Annotated in this window: 23 protein-coding genes; 11 read left to right on the forward strand and 12 right to left on the reverse strand. The window is 71.2% G+C overall.

Going from position 1 to position 25,559, the window contains the following annotated elements; all coding sequences use genetic code 11:
• Nucleotides 1–290: 290 nt before the first annotated feature.
• The 7 genes from MYMAC_RS27535 (at nt 291) to MYMAC_RS27570 (ending at nt 6,296) form a co-directional block, all read left to right on the forward strand.
• Nucleotides 291–1,640 (forward strand): sigma 54-interacting transcriptional regulator, encoded by a 1,350-nt coding sequence (locus MYMAC_RS27535; RefSeq protein WP_095960232.1) that lies wholly within the window; start codon nt 291–293, stop codon nt 1,638–1,640.
• A gap of 16 nt (nt 1,641–1,656) precedes the next feature.
• On the forward strand, nt 1,657–2,163 hold the full coding sequence (locus MYMAC_RS27540) for an ureidoglycolate lyase (RefSeq protein ID WP_095960233.1): 507 nt from the start codon (nt 1,657–1,659) through the stop codon (nt 2,161–2,163).
• Between the two features lie 359 nt (nt 2,164–2,522).
• Nucleotides 2,523–3,533, forward strand: coding sequence for a DUF2157 domain-containing protein (locus tag MYMAC_RS27550; protein WP_095960234.1), 1,011 nt, complete (start codon nt 2,523–2,525; stop codon nt 3,531–3,533).
• A gap of 1 nt (nt 3,534) precedes the next feature.
• On the forward strand, nt 3,535–4,632 hold the full coding sequence (locus MYMAC_RS27555; protein WP_095960235.1) for a DUF4401 domain-containing protein: 1,098 nt from the start codon (nt 3,535–3,537) through the stop codon (nt 4,630–4,632).
• Complete coding sequence (locus MYMAC_RS27560; RefSeq protein ID WP_204816982.1) at nt 4,632–5,120, forward strand: GDYXXLXY domain-containing protein; 489 nt, start codon at nt 4,632–4,634, stop codon at nt 5,118–5,120. The genes MYMAC_RS27555 and MYMAC_RS27560 overlap by 1 nt, the downstream gene beginning before the upstream one ends.
• Nucleotides 5,121–5,235: 115 nt before the next feature.
• The gene (locus MYMAC_RS27565) at nt 5,236–5,490 is read left to right on the forward strand and encodes a hypothetical protein (RefSeq protein ID WP_193364519.1); all 255 of its coding nucleotides are present in this window, start codon (nt 5,236–5,238) and stop codon (nt 5,488–5,490) included.
• Nucleotides 5,487–6,296: a biliverdin-producing heme oxygenase gene (locus tag MYMAC_RS27570; RefSeq protein ID WP_013942122.1), complete on the forward strand. Its 810-nt coding sequence runs from the start codon at nt 5,487–5,489 to the stop codon at nt 6,294–6,296. Before MYMAC_RS27565 ends, MYMAC_RS27570 begins: the two co-directional genes overlap by 4 nt.
• 18 nt (nt 6,297–6,314) lie before the next feature.
• Here MYMAC_RS27570 and MYMAC_RS27575 read toward each other — a convergent pair whose 3' ends face one another.
• The 9 genes from MYMAC_RS27575 to MYMAC_RS27615 form a co-directional block, all read right to left on the reverse strand.
• Nucleotides 6,315–8,039, reverse strand: a complete 1,725-nt coding sequence (locus MYMAC_RS27575; RefSeq protein WP_095960237.1) for a sigma-54-dependent transcriptional regulator — start codon at nt 8,037–8,039, stop codon at nt 6,315–6,317.
• A 341-nt stretch (nt 8,040–8,380) separates the two neighbouring features.
• Nucleotides 8,381–9,253, reverse strand: coding sequence for a class I SAM-dependent methyltransferase (locus tag MYMAC_RS27580; RefSeq protein WP_043713745.1), 873 nt, complete (start codon nt 9,251–9,253; stop codon nt 8,381–8,383).
• A gap of 82 nt (nt 9,254–9,335) precedes the next feature.
• A complete protein-coding gene (locus tag MYMAC_RS27585; RefSeq protein ID WP_095960238.1) occupies nt 9,336–9,776 on the reverse strand; it encodes a CBS domain-containing protein in 441 nt (146 codons plus the stop codon).
• 150 nt (nt 9,777–9,926) lie between these two features.
• Complete coding sequence (locus MYMAC_RS27590; protein ID WP_095960239.1) at nt 9,927–10,718, reverse strand: ZIP family metal transporter; 792 nt, start codon at nt 10,716–10,718, stop codon at nt 9,927–9,929.
• 30 nt (nt 10,719–10,748) lie between these two features.
• Entirely contained in the window at nt 10,749–12,005 is a 1,257-nt protein-coding gene (locus MYMAC_RS27595) for a COG3014 family protein (RefSeq protein WP_095960240.1), read from the reverse strand.
• Between the two features lie 15 nt (nt 12,006–12,020).
• Nucleotides 12,021–12,629 (reverse strand): penicillin-binding protein activator LpoB, encoded by a 609-nt coding sequence (lpoB, locus tag MYMAC_RS27600; protein ID WP_013942126.1) that lies wholly within the window; start codon nt 12,627–12,629, stop codon nt 12,021–12,023.
• Nucleotides 12,630–12,643: 14 nt separating this feature from the next.
• Nucleotides 12,644–13,471, reverse strand: coding sequence for a hypothetical protein (locus MYMAC_RS27605; RefSeq protein ID WP_013942127.1), 828 nt, complete (start codon nt 13,469–13,471; stop codon nt 12,644–12,646).
• A 15-nt stretch (nt 13,472–13,486) separates the two neighbouring features.
• Entirely contained in the window at nt 13,487–14,053 is a 567-nt protein-coding gene (locus MYMAC_RS27610) for a hypothetical protein (RefSeq protein ID WP_043712142.1), read from the reverse strand.
• Nucleotides 14,054–14,174: 121 nt separating this feature from the next.
• Nucleotides 14,175–15,815: a mechanosensitive ion channel family protein gene (locus tag MYMAC_RS27615; protein WP_095960241.1), complete on the reverse strand. Its 1,641-nt coding sequence runs from the start codon at nt 15,813–15,815 to the stop codon at nt 14,175–14,177.
• A gap of 181 nt (nt 15,816–15,996) precedes the next feature.
• Between MYMAC_RS27615 and MYMAC_RS27620 the strand changes: the two genes are divergently transcribed.
• From MYMAC_RS27620 to MYMAC_RS27635, 4 genes are all read left to right on the forward strand, one after another.
• Nucleotides 15,997–16,380, forward strand: coding sequence for a response regulator (locus MYMAC_RS27620; protein WP_002634498.1), 384 nt, complete (start codon nt 15,997–15,999; stop codon nt 16,378–16,380).
• Between the two features lie 5 nt (nt 16,381–16,385).
• Complete coding sequence (locus MYMAC_RS27625; RefSeq protein WP_170114779.1) at nt 16,386–17,939, forward strand: cytochrome c family protein; 1,554 nt, start codon at nt 16,386–16,388, stop codon at nt 17,937–17,939.
• Between the two features lie 469 nt (nt 17,940–18,408).
• Entirely contained in the window at nt 18,409–20,466 is a 2,058-nt protein-coding gene (locus tag MYMAC_RS27630; RefSeq protein ID WP_420810053.1) for a LysM peptidoglycan-binding domain-containing protein, read from the forward strand.
• Between the two features lie 118 nt (nt 20,467–20,584).
• Nucleotides 20,585–21,577: a L,D-transpeptidase family protein gene (locus MYMAC_RS27635; RefSeq protein WP_095960243.1), complete on the forward strand. Its 993-nt coding sequence runs from the start codon at nt 20,585–20,587 to the stop codon at nt 21,575–21,577.
• Between the two features lie 44 nt (nt 21,578–21,621).
• Here the strand turns inward: MYMAC_RS27635 and MYMAC_RS27640 are convergent, their stop codons facing one another.
• The 3 genes from MYMAC_RS27640 to MYMAC_RS27650 all read right to left on the reverse strand — a co-directional run bounded on the left by MYMAC_RS27640 (nt 21,622) and on the right by MYMAC_RS27650 (nt 25,515).
• Nucleotides 21,622–23,076: a DNA/RNA non-specific endonuclease gene (locus MYMAC_RS27640; protein ID WP_095960244.1), complete on the reverse strand. Its 1,455-nt coding sequence runs from the start codon at nt 23,074–23,076 to the stop codon at nt 21,622–21,624.
• 69 nt (nt 23,077–23,145) lie between these two features.
• Nucleotides 23,146–23,703: a gamma-glutamylcyclotransferase gene (locus MYMAC_RS27645; RefSeq protein WP_095960245.1), complete on the reverse strand. Its 558-nt coding sequence runs from the start codon at nt 23,701–23,703 to the stop codon at nt 23,146–23,148.
• Between the two features lie 54 nt (nt 23,704–23,757).
• Complete coding sequence (locus MYMAC_RS27650) at nt 23,758–25,515, reverse strand: ATP-binding protein (RefSeq protein WP_095960246.1); 1,758 nt, start codon at nt 25,513–25,515, stop codon at nt 23,758–23,760.
• Between the last annotated feature and the right edge of the window lie 44 nt (nt 25,516–25,559).

Below are 25,559 nucleotides of genomic sequence, written 5' to 3' on the forward strand. Positions count from 1 at the left end.
GACAAACAAGCCCACCCGCGAGCTGTCTTCCAAATACAGGCAAGACATTCGCGGGTGGGCGGCTCGGAGGTGTCGTTCTCGCTGCGAAAGCGGACCAGTGCAGTGGCCGTGCCAGGACCCTCCGGGGGCCGGTGCGCGGGGTGGAGGCGCGCGCTCCAGAGGGAAGCGCCTGGGAACGGGCTCCGGCGGGCCTGCCAACAGCCGTTGTCAGGTGACAACAACAGTTGTCACCCACCCCTTCCCGGCGTGGGCGAGGTGGTAGCCTGCCGGCCGTGGTGGACCCAGGTGACATGGACGCGGAGCAGGACGCGCTGGTCCGGACGGCGCCCGTCCCAGTGGCGCGGCGCGGCCCCTTGCGGTTGAAGCTGCTGGTGCTCTCCGGAGCGCAGGCGGGACAGAGTCACGCGCTGCGCCCGGGGCTGGTCCGGCTCGGGACGTCCGCGGCGTGCGACATCGTCTTGACGGACCGCGTCGTGTCCCGGCGCCACCTCCAGCTCGAGGTGACGGAGGAGCGGGTGGTGGCCACGGACCTGGGCTCGCGCAACGGCTCCTTCTATGACGGGGTGCGCTTCACCGAGCTGGAGGTGCGTCCCGGGGCGGCGCTGACGCTGGGCACCGTCGTCCTCAAGGTGGTGCCGGAGGACTCCCGGGAGCGGCCCCTGCCGCTGTCCTCGAGGAAGCGCTTCGGGGCGCTCGTGGGCGCCAGCGTGAAGATGCGTGAGCTGTTCACCGTCCTGGAGCGGGTGGCCGCGGGCGGCGGGGACGTGCTCGTCCAGGGTGAGACGGGGACAGGCAAGGAGCTGTGCGCGGAGGCGCTCCACCAGGAGAGCGCGCGGGCCGCCGGCCCCTTCATCATCGTGGACATCGCGGGGATTCCGCCCTCGTTGATGGAGTCGGAGCTCTTCGGGCACGTGAAGGGGGCCTTCACGGGGGCCCACGGCGAGCGCGCCGGGGCCTTCGAGCGCGCCCAGGGGGGCACCGTCTTCCTGGACGAGGTCGGCGAGCTGCCCCTGGAGCTGCAGCCCCGGCTGCTGCGCGTGCTGGAGCGCCGTCAGGTGAAGCGCGTGGGGGCCAACGACTACCGCACGGTGGACATGCGCGTCGTCGCGGCGACGCACGTGGACCTGGAGCAGGCCGTGCAGCAGGGCCGCTTCCGCAAGGACCTCTATCACCGGCTCGCGGTGCTCAAGGTCGTCCCGCCGCCGCTGCGGGAGCGGGTGGAGGACCTGCCGCTGCTCATCGACGCCATGCTGGAGCGGCTGGGCCGTCCGCCCAGCGCCCTCTCCGAGCAGACACGCGCGCTGCTGGCCCAGTACCCCTGGCCCGGCAACGTGCGCGAGCTGCGCAACGTGGTGGAGCAGGCCATCCACCTGGGCGAGGACACCCTGCCGCCCCTGGAGGCGCCTTCCGGCTCGGCGCGCCCGCCGGTGGCCACGCCGGATTCGGAGCTGCCCTTCAAGGAAGCCAAGGAGCGGCTCATCGAGGTCTTCGAGCGGGACTACCTCCAGGGCCTCATCACGCGCTGCGACCGGAACATCTCCCGCGCGGCCCGGGAGGCCGGCATCGCCCGCGTCTACCTGCGCAAGCTGCTCACGAAGCACGGGATGATGCTCGTGGACGACGATGACTCACGCGACTGAGCAAGGAGAACGCCCCATGCGCCCCCCTGTCCGGGCACGGCCCCTCACGAAGGAGTCCTTCGCGCCCTTCGGCGACGTCATCGGGCTGGAGCTCGCGGGTGGCAGCAGCGCCAACCAGGGCACGGCGACGCGGTATGACCGGGTGGCGAACCTGACGGGCAGCCGGCCCGGGGCGAAGCCCAACCTCGCCGTGTTCCGCTCGGTCGCGAAGACGCTGCCCTTCGAGGTGCGCCTGCTGGAGCGGCACCCCTGCTCCACGCAGCTGTTCGTGGCGCTCGCGTGCCAGCGCTTCCTGGTCGTCGTCGCTCCGGACGACGCGCGCGGAGAGCCGGACCTGGACCGGCTGCAAGCCTTCGTGTGCGGCCCGGGCCAGGGCGTCAACTACCGCCCCGGCCAGTGGCACCACCCCATCATCGCGCTGGATGGGCCCGCGGACCTGCTGATGCTGGCCTGGGAGGACGGCTCCCCGTTGGACTGCGAGGAGCGCCCCCTCTCCGCCGCCCTGCTCGTCACCAGCGACTGACGCGACGCCTCCGCCGACGTGCCAGGAAGAGCAGGCTCACCGTCCTCGGTCATGAACGACAGGGCGGGGAAGAACAGGCCCACGGCCAGCATCACACCGCGGGGACTCCTCGAGCGTTTCGGGACGGCGGACAGGTTCCCGCACGCGCGGCGGATGATGGCGCCCGGGCGCGCCCCGACACATCCAGCTCGCCGCCACACTTCGGGCACGCCAGGTTCGTCGCCATGCCAGGGCCCCTTGGCCCCCGCGCGAGCCTCACACGAAGGCCGGCGACGTCACAGGCCCCGGGGCGCGCTTCGGGCGGGCGCGGCGGACATGCCGATGGACGCGCCACCCGGCCGGGCCGCTAGACTGCGCCCGTGCCGAAACCATTGCTCGACCTCGACGCCACGCCCGAACGCCTGCGCGCGCTCGCGGACGCGGGTGTCCTGACGCCCACAGCCCTGGAGCGCGCGCTGCACCTGTCCGTGGCGACCCCGCCACGCGCGGACTGGCGGCGCTTCCTGTCCACCACGCTGATGGGCCTGGGGGCCCTGCTGGTGCTGGCGGGCGTCATCTACTTCTTCGCGTACAACTGGGCGGAGATGCACCGCTTCGCCAAGCTGGGGCTCATCGCGGCGGCCATCATCGGCACGGCGGTGGCGGCCTGGAGACTGGGCGAGACGCTGGGAGGCCAGTTGTCGCTGCTGGCGGGCTCGGTGCTCGTGGGCGCGCTGCTGGCCGTGTACGGGCAGGCGTACCAGACGGGCGCGGACCCGTATGAGCTGTTCCTCGGCTGGGCCGTGCTCATCCTGCCCTGGGTGGCGGTGTCCCGCTTCCCGCCCCTGGGCCTGCTGGCGCTGGTGCTGGTCAACACCGGCATCATGCTCTTCTGGGACCAGGTGCTGGAGACGAAGCAGGACCAGACGCTCTGGCTGGCGGTGGTGCTGGGCGGCCTCAACGGCTTCACCTGGGCCACTTATGAGCACTTCGCCAACCTGCGGGTGTCCTGGCTCCAGGCGCGCTGGCCGGCCCGCGTGCTGGCGGTGATGGCGGTGGCGCCCGTGCTCATCGGCGCGGTGCCCTGTGTCATGGAGCCGTCGCGGGCCCCCGCCGGCGCCCTGGTGTCGTTGCTCCTGGTGCTGGCCTCGCTCGCGGCCGAGTACGCGCTGCACCGGCACCTGCGGGGCGAGCTGTTCATGCTCACGCTCGCCGCGGTGAGCGTGATGACGCTGCTGACGTCCGCCGCGTTGAGCCGCATCGTCGATTCCGAGGACGTGGAGGTCCTGGGCGTCTTCGTGCTGCCCCTCTTCGTCATCGCCCAGGTGGCGCTCGCGGTGTGGTGGCTGCGGCACGAGGCCCGCGCCACCGGCGCCACGGAGGAGTCCTGACATGGCCCTGCGTCCCTCGTTGCTGGAGGTGCTGAACGCGCTCCAGGCCGAAGGCCAGCTCGCGCCCGACGCCCTGGAGCCCGCCCGCGCGGCCCTGGAAGTCCACCAGCGCCGGTCCGTGGCCACGCCCTGGTTCGTGAAGGCCTTCGCTGGCGTCGGCGCCTGGCTGGCCGCGGTGTTCTTCCTGAGCTTCTTCGCCTGCACGGGCCTGTGGGAAGAAGAGTTGGTGATGGGCGTCGTGGGCCTGGGCATGTGCGGGGCCGCGACGCTGCTGCGCCGCTCGCTGAACGGCGTCTTCGTGGAGCAGTTCGCGCTGGCCCTCTGCCTCGCGGGCGCCACCATGGCCTCCGTCAGCTTCGGCATCGAAGCGGGCAGCGAGAACGTCGGCGCGATGGTCGCGCTGGTCATCAGCGCCGTGCTGCTCTTCACCTATCCGGACGCCATCCTCCGCTTCCTGAGCACGCTGGGAATCGTGGGCGCGGCGGGCTTCCTCGCATGGCACGTGGTGGGCGGCTTCGCGTTGGACCTGTTCGTCCTGGGCTGCGCGGTGCTGATGCACGTCCTCTTCCTGGAGCAGGCCCGGCTGCGCGGGGGAGGCCTGGGCGCGCTGGTGGGCCCGGTGGCCTTCGCGCTCGCGTGCGCGATTCCCGGCGCGCTGCTGGTGCGCGGCATGCGGGACGTCTCCCGTGACTTCCTGGACGCCAGCTCCGCGCTCCCGGACAGCGTGGTGACGCTGGGGCTGACGGCGCTGACGCTGTACACGGCCTGGCGGGTGCTGCGGGAGCTGTCGCTGGAGCCCACCGGCGTGGCGGGCGCGGCGGTGTTCGCGGCGCTGACGCTGGTGGCCGTACTCACCCCCCACACGCCCGCGGTCATCACCGCCGTGAGCATGCTGGTGCTCGGCTTCCACCGGCGCAGCAGCGTGCTGCTGGGACTGGCGGTGGCGTACCTGCTGGCGTCGGGCAGTTGGTACTACTACGACCTGGGCCTCACGCTGCTGGCCAAGGCGCTGGCGCTGATGGGCAGCGGCCTGGTGTTCCTGGGCCTGCGAAGTTTCCTGCTGCGGCGCTTCCCCGCCCCGGCGACGGAGGTGCGGTGATGGTGCGCACGGCGGTCATCCTCGGCGGGCTGGCCTTCGCGCTGCTCGTCCCCACCGGGCTCGTCGTCCAGAAGGAGCGCGTGCTGCGCTCGGGGCAGCCCGTGCTGCTGGAGCTGGCCCCCGTCGACCCTCGCTCGCTGATTCAGGGCGACTACATGGTGCTGGACTACGCCATCAGCCGCGAGCGGAACGCGAACGCCTCCACCACCGCCAAGGACGGGAACATGGTGCTGCGGCTGGACGCGGACGGCGTGGGGACGTTCGTGCGCTTCGACTCGCCCGACACCCCGCTGGCCGCCGGGGAGCTCAAGCTCCGCTACCGCCTGCGCGACGGGCGCTTCCGCCTGGGCGCGGAGGCCTTCTTCTTCCAGGAAGGCCACGCCAGCCGCTACGAAGGCGCCCGCTACGGCGAGCTGCGCGTGGCGGACAGCGGTAGCAGCGTGCTGGTGGGCCTGCGGGACGCGCAGCGGCAGCCCCTGGGCCGCTGACGCCTTCCCCACACTCGCCGCGAGTCCAGAAAAGGCCGGGGCTTGCGCTGCGGCGGCCTTTGGTGCACCATTGTTTTGATTTCGATATTCAAAATCAAAATCAAGGATGGCGATGATGCCCGGTCAGGGATGCGGCAAGACGGTGCTGGCGCGAGGTCCGTGCGCGGAGGTGACGCAGTGCTCGTGCGGGCACATCCACCTGGCCATGGGGCCGGTGACGATTCGGGTGGAGGAGGAGGTCCTCCGCGCTATCGGGATGACGTTGGCGGAGGCGCTCCAGCAACTGGGGACGCCGCTGGAGGCGCTGTCAAACGAGGACGCCGGGCCCCTGGCGCTGAGCGCGCTGGCCGGCGGCGGGTGGAAGCAGTGAGCGCCACCGGCACGTTGCGGCTGCCGCGCACGGACGTGGCAGCGCGCGTGAAGCGGCTGGTGGAGCCCCAGCCACAGCGCCCGGCCACGCCGCCCCGGGCGGAGTCCACCGGCCCCGCGCCCCTGTCCGTCCTGCTGGCGGAAGGCACGGCGAAGCTGGCCGAGCAGGCGGAGCGCTCGCTGTTCATCCAGTCCCTCTTCTTCGACGCGTGGGAGGGCGGCATCTACGGCCAGTACGTCCGGGCCCAGCATTACGTGAGCCACCTGCGGCAGTTGCACACGCTCTACTCGGCCTTCGAGGCGGCGCTGCCCAACGTCATGGGCACCACGCTCACGCCCCTGCTGCTGCTGCCGGAGCTGCGGCTGGCCTCCGCGCTGGAGGCGGACCTGACGTACTTCTGCGGCGAGTCCCGGACGGACACCCTCGCCTGCGTGGAGACGCGGCTGCACGCCGAGCGCATCAAGGAGGTGTCCGAGGACGCGCCCCACCTGCTGGTGGCGCACGCCTACGCGCGCTGCGCGCTGGACGTCTTCGGCGGCCACCGCCGGGCGCGGCGAATCACGGACGCCTTCGAGCTGGCGGAGGGCCAGGGCACCGCCTTCTACGGCACGGTGCCGGAGGCCGGGCTGGCCGCCTTCCGCGTCCGCTTCCACTCGCGCATCGACGGGCTGGAGCTGGACGAGGACGAGGCGCGCGAGGTGGTGCAGGAGGCGCGCATGGCCTTCCGGCTCCACGCGCTCGTGTGTGACGAGCTGGCCCGGGGCGCCACGGGCATCGCCGCGGGCCCCCACGCCGACGCCCGGTAGTCGCCGGGCGCCGCGCCCTCAGCCGCCTTCGACCTCCGTCAGCAGGTCGGAGAAGGGCGAGCCCTCCTCACCCAGGGCCTTGAACAGCGAGTCCACCTTCTCCAGCTCGCGCTTGAGCGCCTTGTGGTGGTTGCGGTTCTTCACCAGGCTCTCACGGCCCAGCAGCTTGAAGCCCTCGTCCCGGCCCACCTGGCGGATGGCGAGGCCCAGCACCATGCCGCGGAAGGCATCCGCCAGGTCCAGATCCAGCGGGGCATTGCGGCGGCGCGCCTCCGCGACGAAGGCCTGCGCGGCCGCGCGCAGCGCCTCCGGCAGCGGCCGGGCACCGGGGGCCTGCTCGTAGTCCAGCGCCCGCGCGACGTGCTTCTCGTGCAGCACCAGCTCGCCCGAGGCGTCCGCGTGCTCCACCATGGCCAGCGTGTAGGCGCGGCGGACGATGTTGTCGAGCTGCCGCAGGTTGCCCGGCCAGGGGCTCCCCACCAGCAGCCGCTCCGCCTCCTTCATCAGCCGGGCGTGGCCGTCCGGAGAGCGCTCGCGGTGCCGGCGGTTCACCATGTACTGCGCCCACAGGGGGATTTCGTCCTGGCGCTCCTGCAGGGGGGGCATGCGCACCGGCAGCACGTTGACGCGGTAGTAGAGGTCCTCGCGGAAGCGGCCGGCGCGCACCTCCGCGTGCAGGTCCGCGTTGGTGCCGATGATGAAGCGCACGTCCGCCTGCCGCTCGCCGGTGCCCTCGCCCAGCGGCCGGTAGCTGCGCGACTCCAGCAGGTGCAGCAGCCCCGCCTGGGCCTTGAGCGACAGCTTGTCGATTTCGTCGATGAAGAGCGTGCCGCCCTCCGCGCGGGCCACGCTGCCGGGCGCGTCCCGCACCGCGCCGGTGAAGGCGCCCTTCTTCCAGCCGAAGAGCTCCGCCATCTGGAGGTCCTCGGGCACCGTCACCAAATCCAGCGTCTCGAAGGGCTTGCCGCGGCGGTTGGAGCGCTCATGGCACCAGCGCGCCAGCCGGGACTTGCCCGCGCCGGTGGCGCCGCTGATGAGGATGGTCTCATCCTGGAGCGCGAAGACGCGGAGGATGGGCAGCAGCTCCGCCATGGAGCGCCCCACCACCGGGAGGAACTCATCCACCTCCGGCCGGGCCACCGGCCGCTGCGGCAGCCGGGCCAGGTACGGCGCCGCCACGTCCGCGAGCAACTGGAGCCGGTCCCCCGCCTCCAGCCAGACGAAGTCCTGGCCCATCGCCGCCAGGCAGTCCGCCTCCAGCGAAATCATGCCCTCGATGTCGCCGCCCGGCGTGCGCAGCGGCAGCACGCAGACGTGCGTGGCGTGGCGGCCCAGGAAGCGCTGCCGGCTCTCATGGCTGTTGAAGCCCGCCAGGCCCGGGTCCCCCGTCACCGGGGCGTTGGGCGCGTGCGGCTGCACCGTGCCGACATTCACGTCGATGGACACCGCGCAGCGGTGCTCCACCACCGCGCGCCAGGCCGTGGCGGACGTGAAGAAGGGCGTCCCTACACTGGCGTCCGTAATCTCCGCCGCACCCACCTCCAGCGCGGCCAGGCTCCGGTAGGCCTCCCCTGGGCGGAGGTGGACGATGCCCCGCAACACCCGGCCCCGGGCTGCGTACCGACTGGACGCAACGGCCTCCTGGGCAACAGCGTGCAACCGCCGGAGCGTGGCGGCAGCCGCGGCCTCGAAGTCCCTGGCTCCCCGCAAATCCGCGAGGAGCTGCGCCATCTCGTCTTGCATCCGCACGCCTCCGTCCAATGCCCTCCGACGGGCTCCGTCAGGGGAACCACATCAGGGGGACGGAGTGTAGCGGAGATGAAGAACGCGGAAGGAGCGGCCCCTCCTTCCGCGTTCCCGAAACTCCGATGCTGCGGGGCAGCCCGGTCTCCCGAAGCGCCACGGCGAAACGCCATGCGCGCCCCATGCCAGACAGGACATTCACGTGATTCCAGGGGGATGCGTGAGCCCAACCCCACTCAGGGGGCCCGACTTGCGTCTCCACGGGACGCGCTCGCGTCCCATCAGGACGCAGGCCCCCTGGAATTCACCCGAAGTCGCTCCCCCGCCGCATCAAAACGCCCTCAGCGTGAAATCTTGCGTGATTTCGAGGGGGCGGCGGGCCTTCGCGGCGCTTTCCGCGCGGACGCAGGCGTGTCCACGGCCGGAGACTTGGGGTCCGCCTGGAGGACGAAGACGCGGTCCAGGCGGAGGCTGCCTCGCTCCACGGGTGCGTCGATGTCGTAGTCGAAGGTGTACCCGGCCAGCACCCGCAGGCCCGCGTCGCGGAACAGCTTCGTGGCCTGGGCATGGCTGTACGTGCGGAAGTGCCACTCGGTTTCAATGAGCCAGTCCTTGTCCGGCCCGGTGACGCGCAGGCGGTTGCGCATGGGCGAGCGCCGCGCGCGTCGCTCCGGCAGGCCCTCGTTCGTGTTGCAGACGACGCGGTCCTCGCCCACCTGCCCCACCCAGCGCTCGTGCTCGGGCCGGGCGCGCGCGTAGTCCGTGAGGTGGAAGCCGAGCACGTAGATGCCGCCCGGCTTCAAGAGCCGCCGCGTTCCCAGCAGGTGCTGACGCGCCGCGGCCTCGCTGTCCAGGTAGCGGAAGGTGGACACCAGGCAGTGCGCCAGGTCCACCTGCCCCTCCAGCGACGGGTCCGCGAAGGACTCCATGCGGGAGGGCCCCAGCTTGACGCGCCGCCGCTGCGCCGGCGTCAGGCGCTTGCGCGCGTGGACCAGCATCGCCTCGGAGATGTCATAGCCCACCACCCGCAGGCCCCGGCGGGCGGCTTCTTCCACGAGCCGCCCCGCGCCGCAGGCGGGCTCGAGCCACAGCTTGCCGCCCGTGCCGAAGCGCTCGCTGAGCGTCTGGAGGAAGTCCACCTCGCGCACGGTGTCCGTGCCGAAGATGGCTTCGTAGTACCGCGGGTGTTCGTACCAGTCCGTGCGTTTTTCCATGAGGAGGCGCCCGCTCACGGGCGTGGGCATCCTCGGGGCGTCCGTCGTGAAAGCAAGAAGAAGGACGGCGGCCCAGCACGCATCAGGGCGGCGCGCCTTGCGCCCACGCGTCCCCCGGACGGGGCTCCACGCGGTCCAACAGGCGCGCCGCCAACCGCAGGAAGTCCGCCTCTGTCACGATGCCCACCAGCGCGCCCTCCCCATCCACCACGGGGAGGCAGCCGAAGCGGTGGTCCAGCAGCCGGTGGATGGCCTCACGCGCCGTCGTGTCCGGGGTCACCGTCTCCAGCTCCCGCGTCATGATGTCCGCCATGGCCCTGGGTGGCGCCCCGAAGGACGCCGGGTGGCGCGCCAGCGCGCGGATGAGGTCCCGGTGGCTCACCAGCCCCACCAGCTTCCTGCCGCGCAGCACGGGCAGGTGACGGATGTGCTGGAGCTTCAGCAGGTCATCTCCCCGCAGCAGGCCGTCCGTCTCCTGGAGCGTGATGACGTCGCGAACCATGAGGTCTCCCACGGTGAGCATGCCCCGCCTCCTCGTCCCCGCGGCCCGGTGGCGAAGGTGGCCGCTGTCTCCAGGAGGGTGCGCCGGCCCGGGGCCACACGCATCCGGGCGCCGGCATGGCGGCGGACGAGGGCTCCCCGGTCCGCGAGGCGGACGGCGCGCGCGGGGCGCTCAGTGGCCGGGGTGCTCGGGGTGCCCCATCAGCCGGGCGAGCAGGAACATCAGCAGCAGGCCCACGAAGAGCGCCAGGATGTTGCGGCCCGGCTGGTCCTTGCCGTGCCGGTGCACGTGCGGCAGCAGGTCCGACACGGCGATGTAGAGGAAGGTGCCGGCGGAGAAGGCCAGCGCCTTGGCCGCGAGGCTTTCGAACTGCAGCATCGCGTCGAAGAGGAAGTAGAGCAGCGCGCCGGCCGGCACCATCATCCCGTACAGCGTGGACAGCGACAGGATGGAGGCCTTCGAGCGCCCCTCCGTCTTGAGGATGGAGGCCAGCGACAGCGCGGAGGGCACCTTGTGCGCGACGATGGCCAGCAGCGCCATGCCGCCCACGCCCTCCTCCACCGCCGAGCCCAGGGCAATCCCGTCGAACAGGGTGTGCGTGGACAGGCCCAGGAAGGCGGTGAGCCCCAGCACGTGCCCTGGATGTACCTCGTGCCCGGTGCCCGCCACGGTGTCCCCCCCGGGGGAGATGTCCTCGCCCGCGTGCGCGACGAGGTAGCGCTCCAGCACCAGCAGGAAGGCGAAGCCTGCGGGCACCAGCGCGAAGGCCCACCACCCGCCGCCCAGGTACGCCTCCGGCAGCATGTGGAAGAAGGCGGCGCCCAGCATCACGCCCGCGGCGAAAGCCAGGAAGCGCACCAGGTGGGTGGGCCGGTCGTTCAGGACGACGACCACCGCGCCAGCCAGCGCGCCGAGGACGATGATGAGGGAATACAGGGCCACCGTGGCCAGGACCGGCGACATGGGGCGCGCACCCTACATCAAAAAACCGAATCAGTAGCGCCGGAGCACCAACAAGCCCACCCGGCCGGGTTTGACCTCCACCGGATGCTCCGTCACCTGGCCCCAGCTCGTCACACGCACCGTGTGGTTCCCCGCGGACACGCGGAAGCGCGCCACCTGGAACTCCGCGGGCAGGGAGAGCCAGGAGCGCAGGTCTGGCGCGTTCATCGCGTTGAGCACGAGGAAGGTCAGCACGCCCAGCTCGTCGCTCTTGGTCAGCGCGCCCACGCCCGCGGCCAGGCCCGCCTTCACCGCCACGCCCGCGAGCTGCTTCGCCAGCAGGCGGCCAATCCGGTCATTCAGGTGGACCACGGCCACGTCCGCCAGGGACGTCACCGTCACCGCCCGCCGGGACTGGCCTGCCAGGTCGACGCTCACTGGCGGCGCGAGCCCCCGGTTCCGATAGACGGGGACTTCAATCAGGTCACCGCCGCCGCCCGGGTCCCTGGAGCCGCGCGTCTTCTCCGGAGACAGCCCCGCCTCCACCACGACGACGAGCTGCCCCTCGTCCGGCGCCAGCGGCGCGTGCGGGACGTCCGGATACTTCGCCAGCAGCTCCGCGTACATGTCGTCGCGGCCCACCTGCTTCGCCAGCCGCAGCAGCGGCTCGGCCAGCGCGTCCTCGCGGGGCGCGATTTCGTAGGCCTTCGCGTAGTCGATATAGGCCGAGTCCCAGTCCCGCTGGTCCTCGCGGATGACGCCGCCCAGGTAGCGGGCAATCGCGAGCTGCTCGTAGGGCTTCTTCTCCTCGGCGATCATCTTCTCCAGGCGCTCGTTGACCTGGCGGACCTCCACCATGGCGGCTTCTTCGTCGCCCAGCTCCGCGTAGTTGAGCGCCTGGAGGACGGAGATCATCAGCTTCTCGAAGTCCTCCCCGCGGTAGGTGCGCTGACGCTCGTTGGTGACGAGCGTCTTCGCCTCCTCGCTGACGGAGACCGCGTCCACCTGCTCGCTGAGCCGCTCCGCCTCCTCCAGCACGGCGTTGCTCTCCGCCCACTGCCCGGCGGCGTGCAGCACCATGCCCTTGTCCATCAGCACCAGCAGCCGGTCCTGCTCGGGGCCCTCCTTCGCCGCGGCCTCCAGCGTGGCCAGCGCGCGCGAGTAGTCCCCCTGCTGGTAGGCGGACCGCACCCCGCGGGTGCGCGCCACATAGTCACCCGCGCAGCCCGACGACAGGAGGAGCACGCTCACCAGGGCGAGCGCGCCCCACCCGCTCAGGCGGACCGGGCTGCGGGAGTGAAGGGACATGGGAGGGTGCGCCCGTTACCAGCTCACGCCGCGCTTCTCGAACTTCTTGCGGATCTGCTTCTCGTCCGTCCACTCGATGAGGCCGGTCCGCACGTTGCTCAGCTTCGCGGTCATCTTGTAGTACACGAGCTTGTCCCGGCCGACCTCCTGGATGATGGAGGCGAGGTCGCCCGTCATCAGGAAGTCCACCGACGTCTGCTGCCCCGGCCCCTTGGCGGCGTTGGGGTCCACGTAGCCGGACTGCTGGTACTCGTACTCCTCCGCGATGTCCTGGCGCGCCTGCTGGTCCACCAGGGCGAAGCGGCCCGTCTGCGCCAGCGCCGTTTGAATCTTGTCCCCCAGCGAGCGCATGTCGATGTGCTCCGAGGTGCTGTTCTTCAGCTTCCCCACCAGGACGATGGGCAGCGAGCCATCCGGCCGGGGCTGGGCGAAGCGCGGCGAGGTGGCGAGCGACTCCGCCATCTTCTTCGCGATGAGCTGCAGGTCGTTCTCGTTGAAGCGGTCCGACAGCATCTCGATGGTGTTCGGGTCCTCGTACGTGCCGCGCGTGAAGGCGCGCGGGCCCGTGCAGGCGGACAGCGAAGCGGCGAGACAGGCGGACAGCAGCAGGCGGCGGGTGTTCATGGTGCGGGTCACTCCTAGTTCCATTCGCATTCGAAGCGGCTGCCCTCGAAGTTCCACTTCCAGGCGAGCACCGCGTCACGGCGGTACCCGGCCGTCAGGCGGCAGACGTTCTGCAGCGACGCACGGGGATAGTCGAAGGTGTAGCGCTGCGAGCGCGACAGCTCCTGCGCGGTGAGCTGGGACGGATGCGTGAGCGTGGGGCTGGCGCTGGCGACCACCAGCACGTGGTGCTTGCCGTAGGTGCGCAGCGGCACCTGGCCCGCGAGCTGGACGCGGCGCACCGTGCGCGCGACGAGGATGTCGCTGCGGTCCACCGTCGTCTCGTGGCTGTTGCGGCGGCGCAGCAGCTCCGGGATGTTGGCGGTGAAGACGCGGGTGATGTCCCCGTCGTCCACGAAGAAGTAGAGGAACGCCTCGCGCGCGGTGCGGCTCTCCCCGGTGAAGTCCAGCGTCACCAGCAGGTTCAGCGCGCGGTTGGGCGCCAGGCCATGCCGGGACACCGCGGCCAGCACGTCCTTGTCCACGCCGGCCTTCTTCAGCCGGATGAGGCCGTCCGCGCTGGCGTCGCAGGCGCAGCGGCGCTCTTCAATCATCTTCACGATTTGCGCGGGCTCGAAGCCGGCCTGGGACAGCCTGGTCAGCTCCTCGTCGGTGAGCGGGAGCTGGTCGGAGCGCTCATAGATGCGCGGGAGCTGGTTGGGGTCCCACTGGATGATGTTGTAGGTCTGCACGTCCCCGGCGGGGAACGGCAGGTTCACCTGCGGGCCTCCGCGGCCGGCGACGGAGACGGGCGCCTGGCTGGAGGCCAGCGCCAGGGTGGCGGCGAGCAGCGTGGCAATCATGTCCCTGCCTCCTTGCTAGAACTTGTAGCCGATGGACATGCCCAGCCGGTGCGTGACGCCGCCACCGCCAATGGGGATGTCCGGGGTGTAGTTGAGCGCCATGAGGATGTTCTCGCGGTCACCCAGGAGGATTTCGGCGCCCACCTGCGGGGAGATGCCGAAGCGCAGGCCTTCCCCTTCGGGGATGACGATGGCGCCGGCCTTCAGGCCCGCGGTGAACACCAGCGGCCAGCCCCAGGTCCGGAAGCGCGGGCCCACCATGCCGACGAAGCGGCCGCCGTCGAACACGTAGGCGCCGCTCACATCCAGTTGGTACCAGTCCGCGCCCCACAGCGACAGCGTGGCGCCCACGAACAGCGGCGGGCCCTCCGGCGCGCCCCGAGGCGGCTTGCGGGAGTTGACGGCCGCGCCCCAGTCGAGCTGGAGCGACACGCTCCGGCCTCCGGGGCCGCTGTAGCCCCCCTTGCCGTACTCGGATTCCTCGGGCCCGTCCGTGCGGCCTCGGGATTGGGCACTGGCGGTCAGCGGCACGGTGGCGGCCACCATCGCAAGGGCCCCACACAACCTGACATGACGCATCATCTCGAAGACTCCCCCGGGCGGTAGGTGCGAAGTTCCAGCGCTACGACGGCGCGGCGCGCCGACTATTCAAAACCCCATGCCCCCAGGCAAGGGCTCACTGCGCCTGGGGGGCGGACAGCCGTCATGCCCGGGGCGGCGCGGCGGGCGGCACCGGCTCCAGCGCCGGAGACAGCTCCGGCGGCGGATAGGGGCGGGCCTCCGTGCGGGTGACGGGCAGCCACAGGGGGCGGGTGCGCAGGAAGGCCACCAGCTTCTCGCGGACCAGGGCCCGCAGGTCGAACAGCTTGCTGAAGTCCGACACGCTGACCAGCGCGCGCACCGTGAGGGTCCGGTCCAGCACGTCCATGACAATCACCGTCGCCACGCGGCCGTCCCACATGTCCTTGCCCTCGTTCTCCAGGATGCGGCGCAGCTCCGCCCGGATGGCGTCGATGTCCGCCATGTAATCCACCTGGAGGACGACGGGCCCCAGCATCTCCGGGTTGCCCTTGCTCCAGTTCTGGAAGGGCTTGTCCAGGAACTGGGTGATGGGGATGACCAGGCGGCGCTGGTCCCACGTCCGGAGCACCACGAAGGTGAGCGTGATCTTCTCCACCGTGCCCCACTCGCCCTCGGTGATGAGGGTGTCGCCAATGCTGATGGGCTGGGTGATGGAGAGCTGGATGCCGGCCAGCAGCGTGCCAATGGACTTCTGCGCCGCGAGGCCGAGCACCAGGCCGGCGATGCCGGCGGAGGCCAGCAGGGACACGCCGACGTTGCGCACCACCTCGAACTGGATGAGCAGCAGCGCCGCGGCGATGACGTAGGTGGCCACCTCGAAGATGGCGCGGAGCACCACCAACTGCGTGCTCACGCTGCGCGCGCGCGTGGCGTCCTTCATCTCCGACGATACGCGACTCTGCACGAAGGAGGCGGAGACGTGGAGGATGCGCAGCACGGCCCAGGCCAGCGCCACCACGCTCAACGAGTAGCCGATGCGCAGGAAGAGGCCCTGCGCCGGACGCGGCAGCCTGAGCAGCAGCGTGCCCACCGCCAGCAGCGCGGAGAAGGTGAGCAGCTTCACCGGCCCCTTCCCCGAGGAGACCACGTTGTCCTCCCAGGTGAACCGGGTCCACCGCGCCACGCGCCGGGCGAGCGACAGCACCAGGCGCTCCAGCAACACCGCCAGGGCCAGGCTGCCCAGCAGCGTCACCAGCAGCCCCAGCCACTGCCACGGCTCCAGCCCCAGCACCGTGTCACTGAAGAAGAAGGACGGCAGGAAGCCCACCAGCCGGGGGCCGTACTCCGCGAAGAGCGGATCCGCCTGCCGCACCGTGGACTCGTTGAAGACCCAGGCCTGGGTCCCGTCCGTCGCGGCGACACGCTGGACGCGGATGGGGACGTTGGTCCCCTGCAATGGGATGGTGCCGAGCTGGTCGTAGCGCGCGTCTGCCGGGTCGCCCTCGGGCTCCTTGCTCAGCGCGCCCACGTCCACGGGCAGCTTGCGGTCCAGCACGAACTTGAGCGAGCGGGCGAGCTGCAACCCGCGCTCCTTCTGCTTGGCGCGGGGGATGTAGTCCAGGTCCAGGTAGTGGGCCGCCGTGGCGTAGTCCCCCCGGTGGGCGGCGGCCAGGAAGCCCTTCACGGCGGCCTGCGGCGTCTGCCGGTCCACGGTGGAAGGGGGCGGCCCGAGGCCCGCGTTGAGCGCGGCGGCAGGCAGGCTCCACAGCAGTCCCAAGGCCAGGACGAGTGCGCTCTGAGTCCAACTGTCACGGTGCATCATGGCTGACTTCCATATCCCTTTTCGGATGTCTCACTGGAAAGAAGTCGGCCCTGGCGCCCTGGCGGGCGAGCGTGCGGCGGTGGACACCCGAAATCAGGGAAACACCGGCGCCCGGCGCGCACGGGAAAGCGTTGGTGCGGCGCGTGGGGGTAGGATAGAAACGGAGCGAAGGAAGGTCGCCGTGTCCGAGAAGCGAAGAATCCTCCTGATTGACGACAGCGAGATTACGCTCGCCATGGAGAAGGCCGTGCTCGAGGCGCGCGGCTACGAGGTCATCGCCACCTCGACGCTCATGGAGTTCGAGAAGACGCTGCAGACCTGGCGCCCGGACCTCATCCTCACCGACATCCACATGCCCGAGGCCAAGGGCACGGACATCTGCCGCACGTTGAAGAACGAGTACGGCACGCAGGACATCCCCATCGTCCTGTTCTCCAGCCTCCCGGACGACGAGCTGTCCAAGCTGGCCGAGCAGGTCGGCGCCGACGGCTCCCTGTCCAAGGTGAACGGGCTGGAGGCCATGGGCGAGAAGATCGACGAGCTGGTGCAGAGCATCCTCTGGTGAGCCCCATGCGCGCCCTCCTCGCCGTGGCCCTGGTGGCCGCGTCGCTCGTCGGGTGTGCACGCAAGGACCCGGCTCCCAAGCCCGCAGAAGCGGACGCGTCGGCGGCGCCCACCGCGCGGCCGGCCTCCGCCGCGAAGCCCGCGGCGCCCACCGAGGGCGCCGTCCTCTTCGTCTCCGCCGACACGCGCGGGTACCTGGGCCCGTGTGGCTGCAGCGAGAACATGCGAGGCGGCATCGCCCGCGCCGCGGCGCAGGTGCGCACGGCGCGGCAGGGCTCGCTGCCCGTCCTCTATGTGGACGGCGGCAACAGCCTCTTCGGCGAGCGCCGGCTCAAGCCGGGGCAGGTGCCGCAGGAGGAGCGCAAGGCCCAGGCGCTCGCGGACGCGATGCGGCAGATGGGCCTGGCGGTGCGCGCCACGGGCCCGCTGGACGACACGCAGGGCGTGGACTTCCGCAAGGGCCTGGGGCTGCCGGAGCTGGCGCCAGGACAGGTGAAGCTGTTCCCTGCTGGCGCGCGCGAGGTGGGCGTGGTGGCGGCGACCACGGCCGCGCAGCTCGCCCAGGCCAGCGCCCAGGCTCGCGAGCAGGGCGCGGACTTCGTGGTGGGCCTGCTGGACGTCACGCTGGACGTGGCCCAGCAGGCGGTGGAGCAGCCGGGCTTGAAGGCCGACGTGGTGGTGGCCACCCGCACCGCCACCGAGTTCAGCGGGGAGCAGAACCGGCTGGTGCGTTCAGCGGTGCCGGTGGTGGCGTTGCAGAGCAAGGGACGCTCGCTGCTGCGCGTGGACCTCGCCTACGCGCCCCAGCCGGGGCCGTTCACCCTGCAGAAGGGCCAGGATGACCTGGAGCGCGAGGCCAACGCCCTGGAGCAGCGGGCGGCGCTGCTGGACAAGGACATCAACCTCCCTGGCACCGACCCGAGGCTCAAGGCGCTCAAGCAGCGCAAGCGCGACGAGCTGGTGGCGCGGCGGCAGGCGCTGCTGAACGCGCCTCCTGTCGCCCCGGCGGGGGTCAACGCCTTCACGCTGCGCTTCGTACCGCTGGAGTCCAGCCTTCCGTCCGACGCGGAGGCGCTGGCGGTGGTGACGGCCTACGACGCGGACGTGGGGAAGATGAACCTGGCCTGGGCGAAGGCGCATGGCCAGGACTGCCCCGCTCCGGCGCCGGGCCGCCCGGGCTTCGTGGGCAACGAGCCCTGCCGCACCTGCCACGAGGACGCCTTCCCTGTCTGGGAGAAGTCCAAGCACCACCACGCGTGGGAGACGCTGGAGCAGGTGGGCAAGCAGTTCCACCTCAACTGCGTGGGGTGCCACGTCACCGGCTGGGAGCAGGCGGGCGGCGTGTGCCGGCTGGACAAAGTCACAGGCCGCGAGGACGTGGGCTGCGAGAGCTGCCACGGTCCGGGCTCGGAGCACGCGGAGGCGCCCGGTACCGACAACATCATCGGCTCGCCGGGCGAGCGCGTGTGCATCACCTGCCACAACGCGGAGAACTCGCCTCACTTTGATTTCGCGACTTACCTGCCGCGAATCGTGGGACCGGGGCACGGGAAGCCTTAGTCATCCAGGAATCCGGGGGCTCGGTCGGGCGGTTGCCCTCACCGGCCGTCGCGGCGCGAGCCGCACCCATTGACTCCTTGTTTGACTGTCAAGGAAAAGAGCGAATACTTCCGGCCTTCGCCCGCCTCCGGGCGCCCGTCCCCGCGACTGCATGCCGCCTCTACCTCTGCTTCTGCTCGCCCTGGCCTCGGCTCCTGCCACGGGGCTCACCCCACCGCCCGTGGGGCCCGCTCCCGCCAAGGCCCAGGTGGTGGCATCCGACGGCGCGCGGCCCCGTGTGGCGGCATCACCCGCTGGAACCGCTGCCGGGCAGCCGCCGCACGCGCGTGGGGAAGCGGCGCCGGGCGCGGTGGAGCCGGAAGGCGGGCCTTCGTCGCCGGTGGCGGACAACGGGCCGCAGCAGGCCACGGAGGACGCGCCCGCGGCAGGCGGCGAGAAGCAGCCTGCCAGGAGCGCGGACGCGAGCGCGGTGAAGCAGTCCGCCACCGCGGCGGGAATCGGCGCGGTGACCCACTCCGCCGCCGCCGTGGACGCAGGTGGCGCGAAGCCACCGGCCGCCGCGACGAGCTCCAACGCCGCGGCCTCGGCCACGCCGGCCTCCGTGAATCAGGCCGTCCCCGCGGTCGCGACCCGCCCCGCGGTGCAGGTGGTGCCAGCCGCGGCGCCCCAGCCTGCGCCGACCGGCGCGGAGGACTCGGCCGAGGAGCCCGGTCCGGAGCCGCTGGAGCCGGGCACGTCGATGGTGGCCGAGGACGCCTCCGAGCAGGCCGAGGCCACGCGCGACGCGGTGGAGGCCGAGTCCGCGGAGCTGGAGGAGCTGCGCGCGCTGGAAGGCGCCGCGTTGGACCCAGCCTCCCGCTCCACCGCCGAGGTGATGCAGTCGCTGCGGCGGCTCGGGCTCGCCAACCCGCTGCGCATGCGCATGCTGGACGCGCTCGACGAGCACACCTTCCGCGAGGACGAAGAGCTGCCGGAGATTCCGCTCATCACGGACCTGGCCACCTTCGACGTCAGCCAGATTCAGGACCGCTACGACATCCCGGTGGAGATGCAGCCGCTGGTGGCGCAGTACGTCCAGTTCTTCCAGGGCCCCGGGCGCCGCTGGTTCCGCAAGTGGATGTCCCGCGCGGCCCGGTACGTGCCCGTCATGCACCCCATCCTGGAGCAGTACGGCCTGCCCAAGGACACGGTGTACCTGGCGATGATTGAGAGCGGCTTCTCCGCGCATGCCTATTCGTGGGCGCACGCGGCCGGGCCGTGGCAGTTCATCTCCAGCACGGGCAAGCAGTACGGGCTGAAGCAGGACTTCTGGGTGGACGAGCGCAGGGACCCCATCAAGGCCACCCACGCCGCCGCCGCGTACCTGAAGGACCTCAAGCGCGAGCTGGGCCACTGGTACCTGGCGTGGGCCGGCTACAACACCGGCTCCGGGCGCGTGCGGCGCATGGTGGCGCGCCACGGCACGACGGACTTCTGGCTCCTGTCCGAGGAGCGCGGGCTGGCGAAGGAGACGAAACACTACGTCCCCAAGCTGATCGCCGCGGCCCTGGTGGCCAAGCACCCGGCGGCGTTCGGCTTCAAGGAGGACGAGTTCGACCCCGAGCCCGTGCTCGACTTCGACGAGGTGCAGCTCACCGACGCGGCGGACCTGGACGTGCTCGCCCGCGCGGCCGGCGTGTCCGTCAAGGCGGTGCAGGACCTCAACCCGGAGCTGAAGCGCTGGTGCACCCCGCCCGCGACGGCCAGGAAGCCCTACACGCTCCGGCTCCCCAAGGGGACGGCGACGCGGTTCGCGGACAACTACAAGCGCCTCAGCGCGGCGGAGCGGCTCACCTTCCGCATCCACAAGGTGAAGCGCGGTGACACCCTGTCTCAAATCGCGGAGAAGTACGGCTCGGCGTCCGAGGCCATCCTCCAGATGAACCAGCTCAAGTCGGCCCACAGGTTGCGCGTGGGCGGCGAGCTGGTGATTCCGATTCCCGCCGGGAAGAAGTCGGGCGGCGCGCTGGCCACGAAGGTGGCGCAGGCCCGCCGCAGCGGCGTGGTGGTGCGCCCCGAGGACGAGGTGCCGGCGGGCACGCCCAAGGGCCCCGTGGCCGCGGGCCCCGTGAAGAAGGAGACCATCAACGGCCGCACGCGCGTGACGTACGGCGTGATGTCCGGCGACAGCCTCTGGGTCATCGCGAACAAGTTCAACGTGTCGGTGGACGCGATGAAGAAGTGGAACAACCTCAAGCGGCGCAACCCCACGCTCCAGGTGGGCTCCACGCTGTTCATCTGGCCCGAGGGCACCGCCGCCACCGCCAGCGTGCAGGAGCGCGGCGGCACGGTGCTGGCGAAGCACACGGTGAGCGCCACCAGGCCCGCGGGCAAGGCCGGCAAGGTCCACGCCCTGGCGGAGGGCGAGACGCTCTGGTCCGTGGCCCAGCGCTACGGCGTCAGCGTGGACGACATCATGAAGTGGAACAAGATCAAGGACCACCGCACCCTCCCCACGGGCAAGGTGCTGCGCCTCAGCGCGCCGTAGCCTCCGGCGCGGACTTCGGAGCTCGATGTCCGCGTTCAGGGAGGCCATGACGAGAGGCGTCGCCACGGGCGCTCCTCATGTCCTGGCGTCGGGCGAGTGATTTGCACTGAGGCCCGGGATGACCTCAGCCATCCCGCCGTCGGTTTCACGCCTCTCGCCACTTCCACCTGACGCCCCCGAGGCGCTGCCCGCGGCGTCCCTCGGAAAGCCCCCACGCGCCTCCGAAAGCGCCGCTCGGAACACCCTGGGTCAGGGCGTCCAACGCGCGCTGGATGCACGTCCGACCTCCGGGACACCCGTTCCCACCGGCAGCGTGGACCTGCCCACCCGCGCAGCCGCGCCGCCCGCCAACGCGCGCTTCACGGGCCTGCCTCAACTGGCCGACGTCGCGTCAGGTGCGCAGGTCCTCGGCCCGGGCAGCCAGGGCGAAGGGCTCCGCGCCGTGCAGGCCGCCCTGCTCGACATGGGCTTCGCCCTGCACGGCGGCGCGGACGGACGCCATGGCCCACAAACCGCCCGGGCGCTGCGGAACTTCCAGGTCCATGCCTCGCGCACCTTCCCCGCCGTCCTCCCCACGGGCGCGCTGGACGCGGCCACGCTGCGCGCCCTGGACGCGCTGGCGCCAGCCCCTGGGCTGCGTGGACAAACCCGCGGGCTCCCCTCCGCCTTCTTCGACGGGCAGCCCGTCCGCGTGGTGGTGGCCCTCCGCGAGCACCGGACCTTCCTCTTCGACACCCGTGGGCAGCTCGTGGACATCTTCCCCAACGCCGCGGGCGCGCCGGCGTCGCCGACCCGCACCGGGCTCAAGGTGGTCCGCACGAAGCTGGATCAACTGGCCACCGAGGCGGCCGGCGCCCGGCTGTGGAACGACCGCCACGTCTTCGGCGTGCGCATGCTCGACCTCTCCTGGGCGGATGGCCGGCACTCCGGTGAAGAGCTGCACGGAACGAACGCCCCCGCCCTGCTGGGGACCGACGTCTCACACGGCTGCATCCGCCATTCGAACGAGGCCGTGCGCGTGCTGCACGACGCGCTCTCCGTGGGAGACCGCGTGGCCGTGGTGGAGCACGTGGACGACCCGCACCTGGGCGTCCCGAGGCCCGTGGCGTGAGCCCGCGCGCCCCGGGCTTCGCACGGTGGTGGCGAAGCCCCGCGTCAGTTGCCGGGCGCGAAGCGGAACAGGCTGGCCGCGAAGTACAGGCTGTCGCGCTGGAAGACGCCCTCGCCCGGGGTGCCCTTCTCCAGCTTGTCCTGCACGCGCTTGGGCAGGTTCGCGTAGAGGTCCTGGCCCAGCAGCTCCTCGATGCGGTCCACCGGCACGCGGTGCGAGTCGAGCAGCGGGAGGATGTCCTCCTTCTTCGACGGCCCCTCCTTCGCGTTGGGCATCAGGTACGCGTACATCGTGAGGTTGCCGTTCGGCAGCTCGTGAAGCACCGTCTTGAAGTTGTGCGTGGGGATGGCGAGGCGGCGCTCGCCCGCGCCCGTCGTCTCCCGCTTCTCCGGCGGCAGCGGCTGTCCCTGCTCGTCCAGGTACAGGTTGCCGGTGACGATGTACGCCTTGCCGCCCTGCGAGTTCACGAGCCCCGAGACGCCCTGCTCCAGCGTGCGCCACACCTGCTGGTTGTGGTTGCCGTGCTGGGGGGCGATGTTGCTCATCTGGTGGCTCTCGTCCATCGCCTCCTGCGTGGGCGAGTCCTCCGCCGGCTTCATGTGGCCCCGGTCGAAGCCCGTGTTCGTGTAGTCGGAGTCAGTGACGCCGCCGCGGCCCAGCTCGGGGTCGCGCACGAAGGTGCTCTCCAGCCGGCTCACGCCCGCCGGCGTCTCCTTGACGTCCTCCGCGGACAGCATGTAGCTCACGAAGGTGGGGACGTTGGCCCCCTGGTCCAGCGCCAGGCGCGCGTACTCCTTCACCAGGCTCAGGCCATTGGCGCCCGACGCCCCCTCCGGGCGCAGCGGATCCAACTCACCGGCCGCTTCGGCCACGCGGCTCTGCAGCGCCGCCATCTGCTGGTCCGGCACCCAGCGGGTGTCCGCGTGCTTGCCGGCCTTCGAGGCCTGGATGAACGCGTCCAGCTCCTCCGCGCTGAGCTGGCCATCGCTGTTGCCACCCAGCAGGTCCGCGCGGCGGGCCACGGTGGACTGCCAGCCACTGTCGAAGGCGTCCACGTCCACCGCGTTGCCAGGGCCCTGCGCCAGCTTCGCGTCCAGCGCGGAGCGCTTCTGTTGCAGCGCCGTGGACGTCAGGTACTGCCCGTCCTCGGGCGCCGCCAGGTAGCGCTCCAGCTCGGCGGCGGACACCGCCCCGTTGCCGTTGCGCGACTTGACGCCGCTCGCGGCGTCCGCCGCGTTCATCAGGCCCACCTGCCAGCTCTCATCCGTCCAGCCGAACTTCTCCTGGAGCTCGCTGATGGGCACCTCACGGGCCGTCGAGCGATTCCAGCTTCCACCGGGCGTGGTGACGGCATTGGAGGGCGAAGCGGCCGATGCCGGGCGCGGGGGAACGGCTCGCGTCGTGGTGGGTCGCAGCGTCATCCTGGATGTCCTCGGGGCCGACGAGGAGAAACACGAGGTGGGGCCCCGCCCCCCATCGTCGGCCGTTCGCCGCGCCAAGTTGCGTCACGGCTCCGTTTTCTTACGAAGAAAAAGGATGCAGGGGTCGTTTCGCACCTGGATGCCCGCCTATTCCTTCTTTCCAGGCGCCTGCGACGGGGCCAGGGCCCCAGGGCCGGCCTTCTGGAGCGCCTGGACGATACGGGCCTCGGCCTGGAGCCGCTCCACGTGCTCCGGGGACAGGCCGGCCTGCTCGGCCGACAGCGCCAGGGTGACGAGGAAGGACTCACTCACCAGCCCCTGGGCGGGCGCCGTGGGCGCGGCGGGCGTGAAGGCCTGCGCGGTGAGCACCGCCCCGGTGAAGGTGCGCACCTTCACCGGACGGGCCTCGGTGGCGCCCGCCATCGCCGACTCCAGGCGCGCCAGGGCGTCCCAGGCTTCGGGAGGCACCCGGCGGAGCATCCCGGGGAGCTTGCGGCCCGGGGAGTCCACCAGCCGGGCCACCTTCCCGCCCCACGCCGCCGAGGCCACGTCGTAGACGACGTCCACGTCGAGCGCCTCGGCCAGCTCGCCCTCCAGCACGTCGGGGATGGGCGGCAGCCCCGGGAGGCGCTCGCGCGCAATCACCGGGGCCAGGTCGAGGGAGTACGCGAACCAGGGACGCGACGCAGGGGGGCCAGCAGCCATGCCCCCAGTCTCAGCGGGCCGTGCGCCCAGGACAAGCGCCTGGGCGTGAGGCGGCTACTGCGACTCCAGCAGCGCCTTCAGCTCGCGCACGCGCCGGGTGATGTAGTCCCGGTCCAACTGGCGGAAGCCCTCGGGCAGCAGCTCGCGGCTGGTGCACTCCTGCACCGCCACCAGGTTCTGCAGCTCGATTTCCAGCGGGTAGCTGGGGGGCACGAAGTCCGCGAGCACCGCGGCCAGGTCCTCCTTCGTCACCGCCTCGCGGCCCTCCGCCAGCGCGCGGAACTTCGAGCGCACCATGACGGCCTCGATGTCCGCGCCGCTGAAGGCGCGCACGCCCTCCGGAATCAGCGTGGAGAACGACTCGACGCCGTCCACGGACACACCCGTCTTCTTCGACATGACCTGGAACAGCTCGTCCCGCTCCGCGTCCGTCTGCGGGTAGAAGAGCGCCAGGTGCTCCTCCGCGCGCCCCTGCCGCTTGAGGTCGATGGGCAGCAGGTCCGGCCGCGCCGTCATCAGGAACCAGACAATCTTCCCGCGGTAGAACGTGTTGCCCATGAACGAGGCGATGGAGCCGAACACGCGGCTGCTCGTCCCCGAGTCCCCGCCGGAGTCGCGGTTGCCGAGGAAGGTGTCCGCCTCGTCAATCATCACCGCCACCGGCCACAGGGCCTTGAGCAGGTTGAAGATTTTCTCGAGGTTCGCCTCGGTGACGCCCTGCCACTGGCTGCGGAAGTTGAGGAACTTCACCACGGGGATGCCAATCTCCCCGGCGAAGCAGCTCACCATGAACGTCTTGCCCGTGCCCACGGGGCCCGACAGCAGGTAGCCCATGGGCATGACCTCCAGGCGCCCCTTCTTCAGGGCCCCGGCGGCCTGCCGCAGCATCTGCTTGGCCTTGGCGTGCCCGGCCACCGCGTCCAGCGTGTGCACCGGCTCGATGAACTCCAGCAGGCCGTGGCACTCCGCCTGGATGATTTCGCGCTTCTTCTCCTTGAGCAGCTCGGAGGTGATGCGCACCTCGCGCTCCAGGGCCTCGGTGAGCACGCGGTCCAGGTTGATGCGGGACAGGCCCGCCGTCATCTTCGCCAGGCCCGCCAGCGGCACGTCCGAAACGGACTGGAGCCGCTTGCCCTCCAGCTTGTAGCGCACGTACTCCAGCCGCTCCTCCTCCGTGGGCAGGGGCAGCTCGATGGGGGCCACGTACGGGTTGCGGCTGATGCGCGGCGACACGTCCGCCAGGTTCTCCGCCAGCAGCACCACGGACACGTCCGCGGCGAGGAACTGCGGGTCGTGCGCCCACTTGTCCAGCGTGGCCACCACGAAGCGGTCCTCGCTGGAGAGGTGGCTCATCTCTCCGCCGGGGACCAGCGTCTCCGCGAAGTCGATGATGAGCGCCATGGAGCGGCCCTCGCTCAGGCGCATGCGCATGAAGTTCTCCAGAATCTGGAGCGCGCGGCCCGGGTCGCGAGGCATGACCTTGGCGTAGTCCGTGCCGTACATGGCGTCGTAGCCCGCCATGGCCCGCTGCAGGTCCTTCTGCGTCTCCGGCGTCGCGGAGCGGATGCCGGAGGAGCGGTCATAGAAGATGACGTGGTCCCGCCCGCCGAAGAGCTCCTCGGAGAGGAACGTCTTGAGCGTGCCGAAGCCGCGCCCGCCGTCCTCCAACTGCAGGGGCTGCAAGTCCCTCACGGCCCCGTACAGCAGGAAGGCGCTGACCGTCTTCGTGTAGTACTTCCGGGCCAGTTGCTGGGCCCAGCGGGGCAGATCCGCCAGCGGATCCGCCTTGTTCACCTTGCGCACCTTGCTCACGAACTCCCGCCTCCTCTCGCTCCACCCACAGGGGAGCTGGCGCG

Source organism: Corallococcus macrosporus DSM 14697 (assembly GCF_002305895.1).
Lineage (GTDB): Bacteria > Myxococcota > Myxococcia > Myxococcales > Myxococcaceae > Myxococcus > Myxococcus macrosporus.

Coding starts and splice junctions, on each gene's coding strand:
- MYMAC_RS27535 (WP_095960232.1), top strand. CDS start 291: ATGGACGCGGAGCAGGACGCGCTGGTCCGGACGGCGCCCGTCCCAGTG.
- MYMAC_RS27540 (WP_095960233.1), top strand. CDS start 1,657: ATGCGCCCCCCTGTCCGGGCACGGCCCCTCACGAAGGAGTCCTTCGCG.
- MYMAC_RS27555 (WP_095960235.1), top strand. CDS start 3,535: ATGGCCCTGCGTCCCTCGTTGCTGGAGGTGCTGAACGCGCTCCAGGCC.
- MYMAC_RS27560 (WP_204816982.1), top strand. CDS start 4,632: ATGGTGCGCACGGCGGTCATCCTCGGCGGGCTGGCCTTCGCGCTGCTC.
- MYMAC_RS27565 (WP_193364519.1), top strand. CDS start 5,236: ATGCCCGGTCAGGGATGCGGCAAGACGGTGCTGGCGCGAGGTCCGTGC.
- MYMAC_RS27575 (WP_095960237.1), bottom strand. CDS start 8,039: ATGCAAGACGAGATGGCGCAGCTCCTCGCGGATTTGCGGGGAGCCAGG.
- MYMAC_RS27580 (WP_043713745.1), bottom strand. CDS start 9,253: ATGGAAAAACGCACGGACTGGTACGAACACCCGCGGTACTACGAAGCC.
- MYMAC_RS27585 (WP_095960238.1), bottom strand. CDS start 9,776: ATGCTCACCGTGGGAGACCTCATGGTTCGCGACGTCATCACGCTCCAG.
- MYMAC_RS27590 (WP_095960239.1), bottom strand. CDS start 10,718: ATGTCGCCGGTCCTGGCCACGGTGGCCCTGTATTCCCTCATCATCGTC.
- MYMAC_RS27595 (WP_095960240.1), bottom strand. CDS start 12,005: ATGTCCCTTCACTCCCGCAGCCCGGTCCGCCTGAGCGGGTGGGGCGCG.
- lpoB (WP_013942126.1), bottom strand. CDS start 12,629: ATGAACACCCGCCGCCTGCTGCTGTCCGCCTGTCTCGCCGCTTCGCTG.
- MYMAC_RS27605 (WP_013942127.1), bottom strand. CDS start 13,471: ATGATTGCCACGCTGCTCGCCGCCACCCTGGCGCTGGCCTCCAGCCAG.
- MYMAC_RS27610 (WP_043712142.1), bottom strand. CDS start 14,053: ATGATGCGTCATGTCAGGTTGTGTGGGGCCCTTGCGATGGTGGCCGCC.
- MYMAC_RS27615 (WP_095960241.1), bottom strand. CDS start 15,815: ATGATGCACCGTGACAGTTGGACTCAGAGCGCACTCGTCCTGGCCTTG.
- MYMAC_RS27625 (WP_170114779.1), top strand. CDS start 16,386: ATGCGCGCCCTCCTCGCCGTGGCCCTGGTGGCCGCGTCGCTCGTCGGG.
- MYMAC_RS27635 (WP_095960243.1), top strand. CDS start 20,585: ATGACCTCAGCCATCCCGCCGTCGGTTTCACGCCTCTCGCCACTTCCA.
- MYMAC_RS27645 (WP_095960245.1), bottom strand. CDS start 23,703: ATGGCTGCTGGCCCCCCTGCGTCGCGTCCCTGGTTCGCGTACTCCCTC.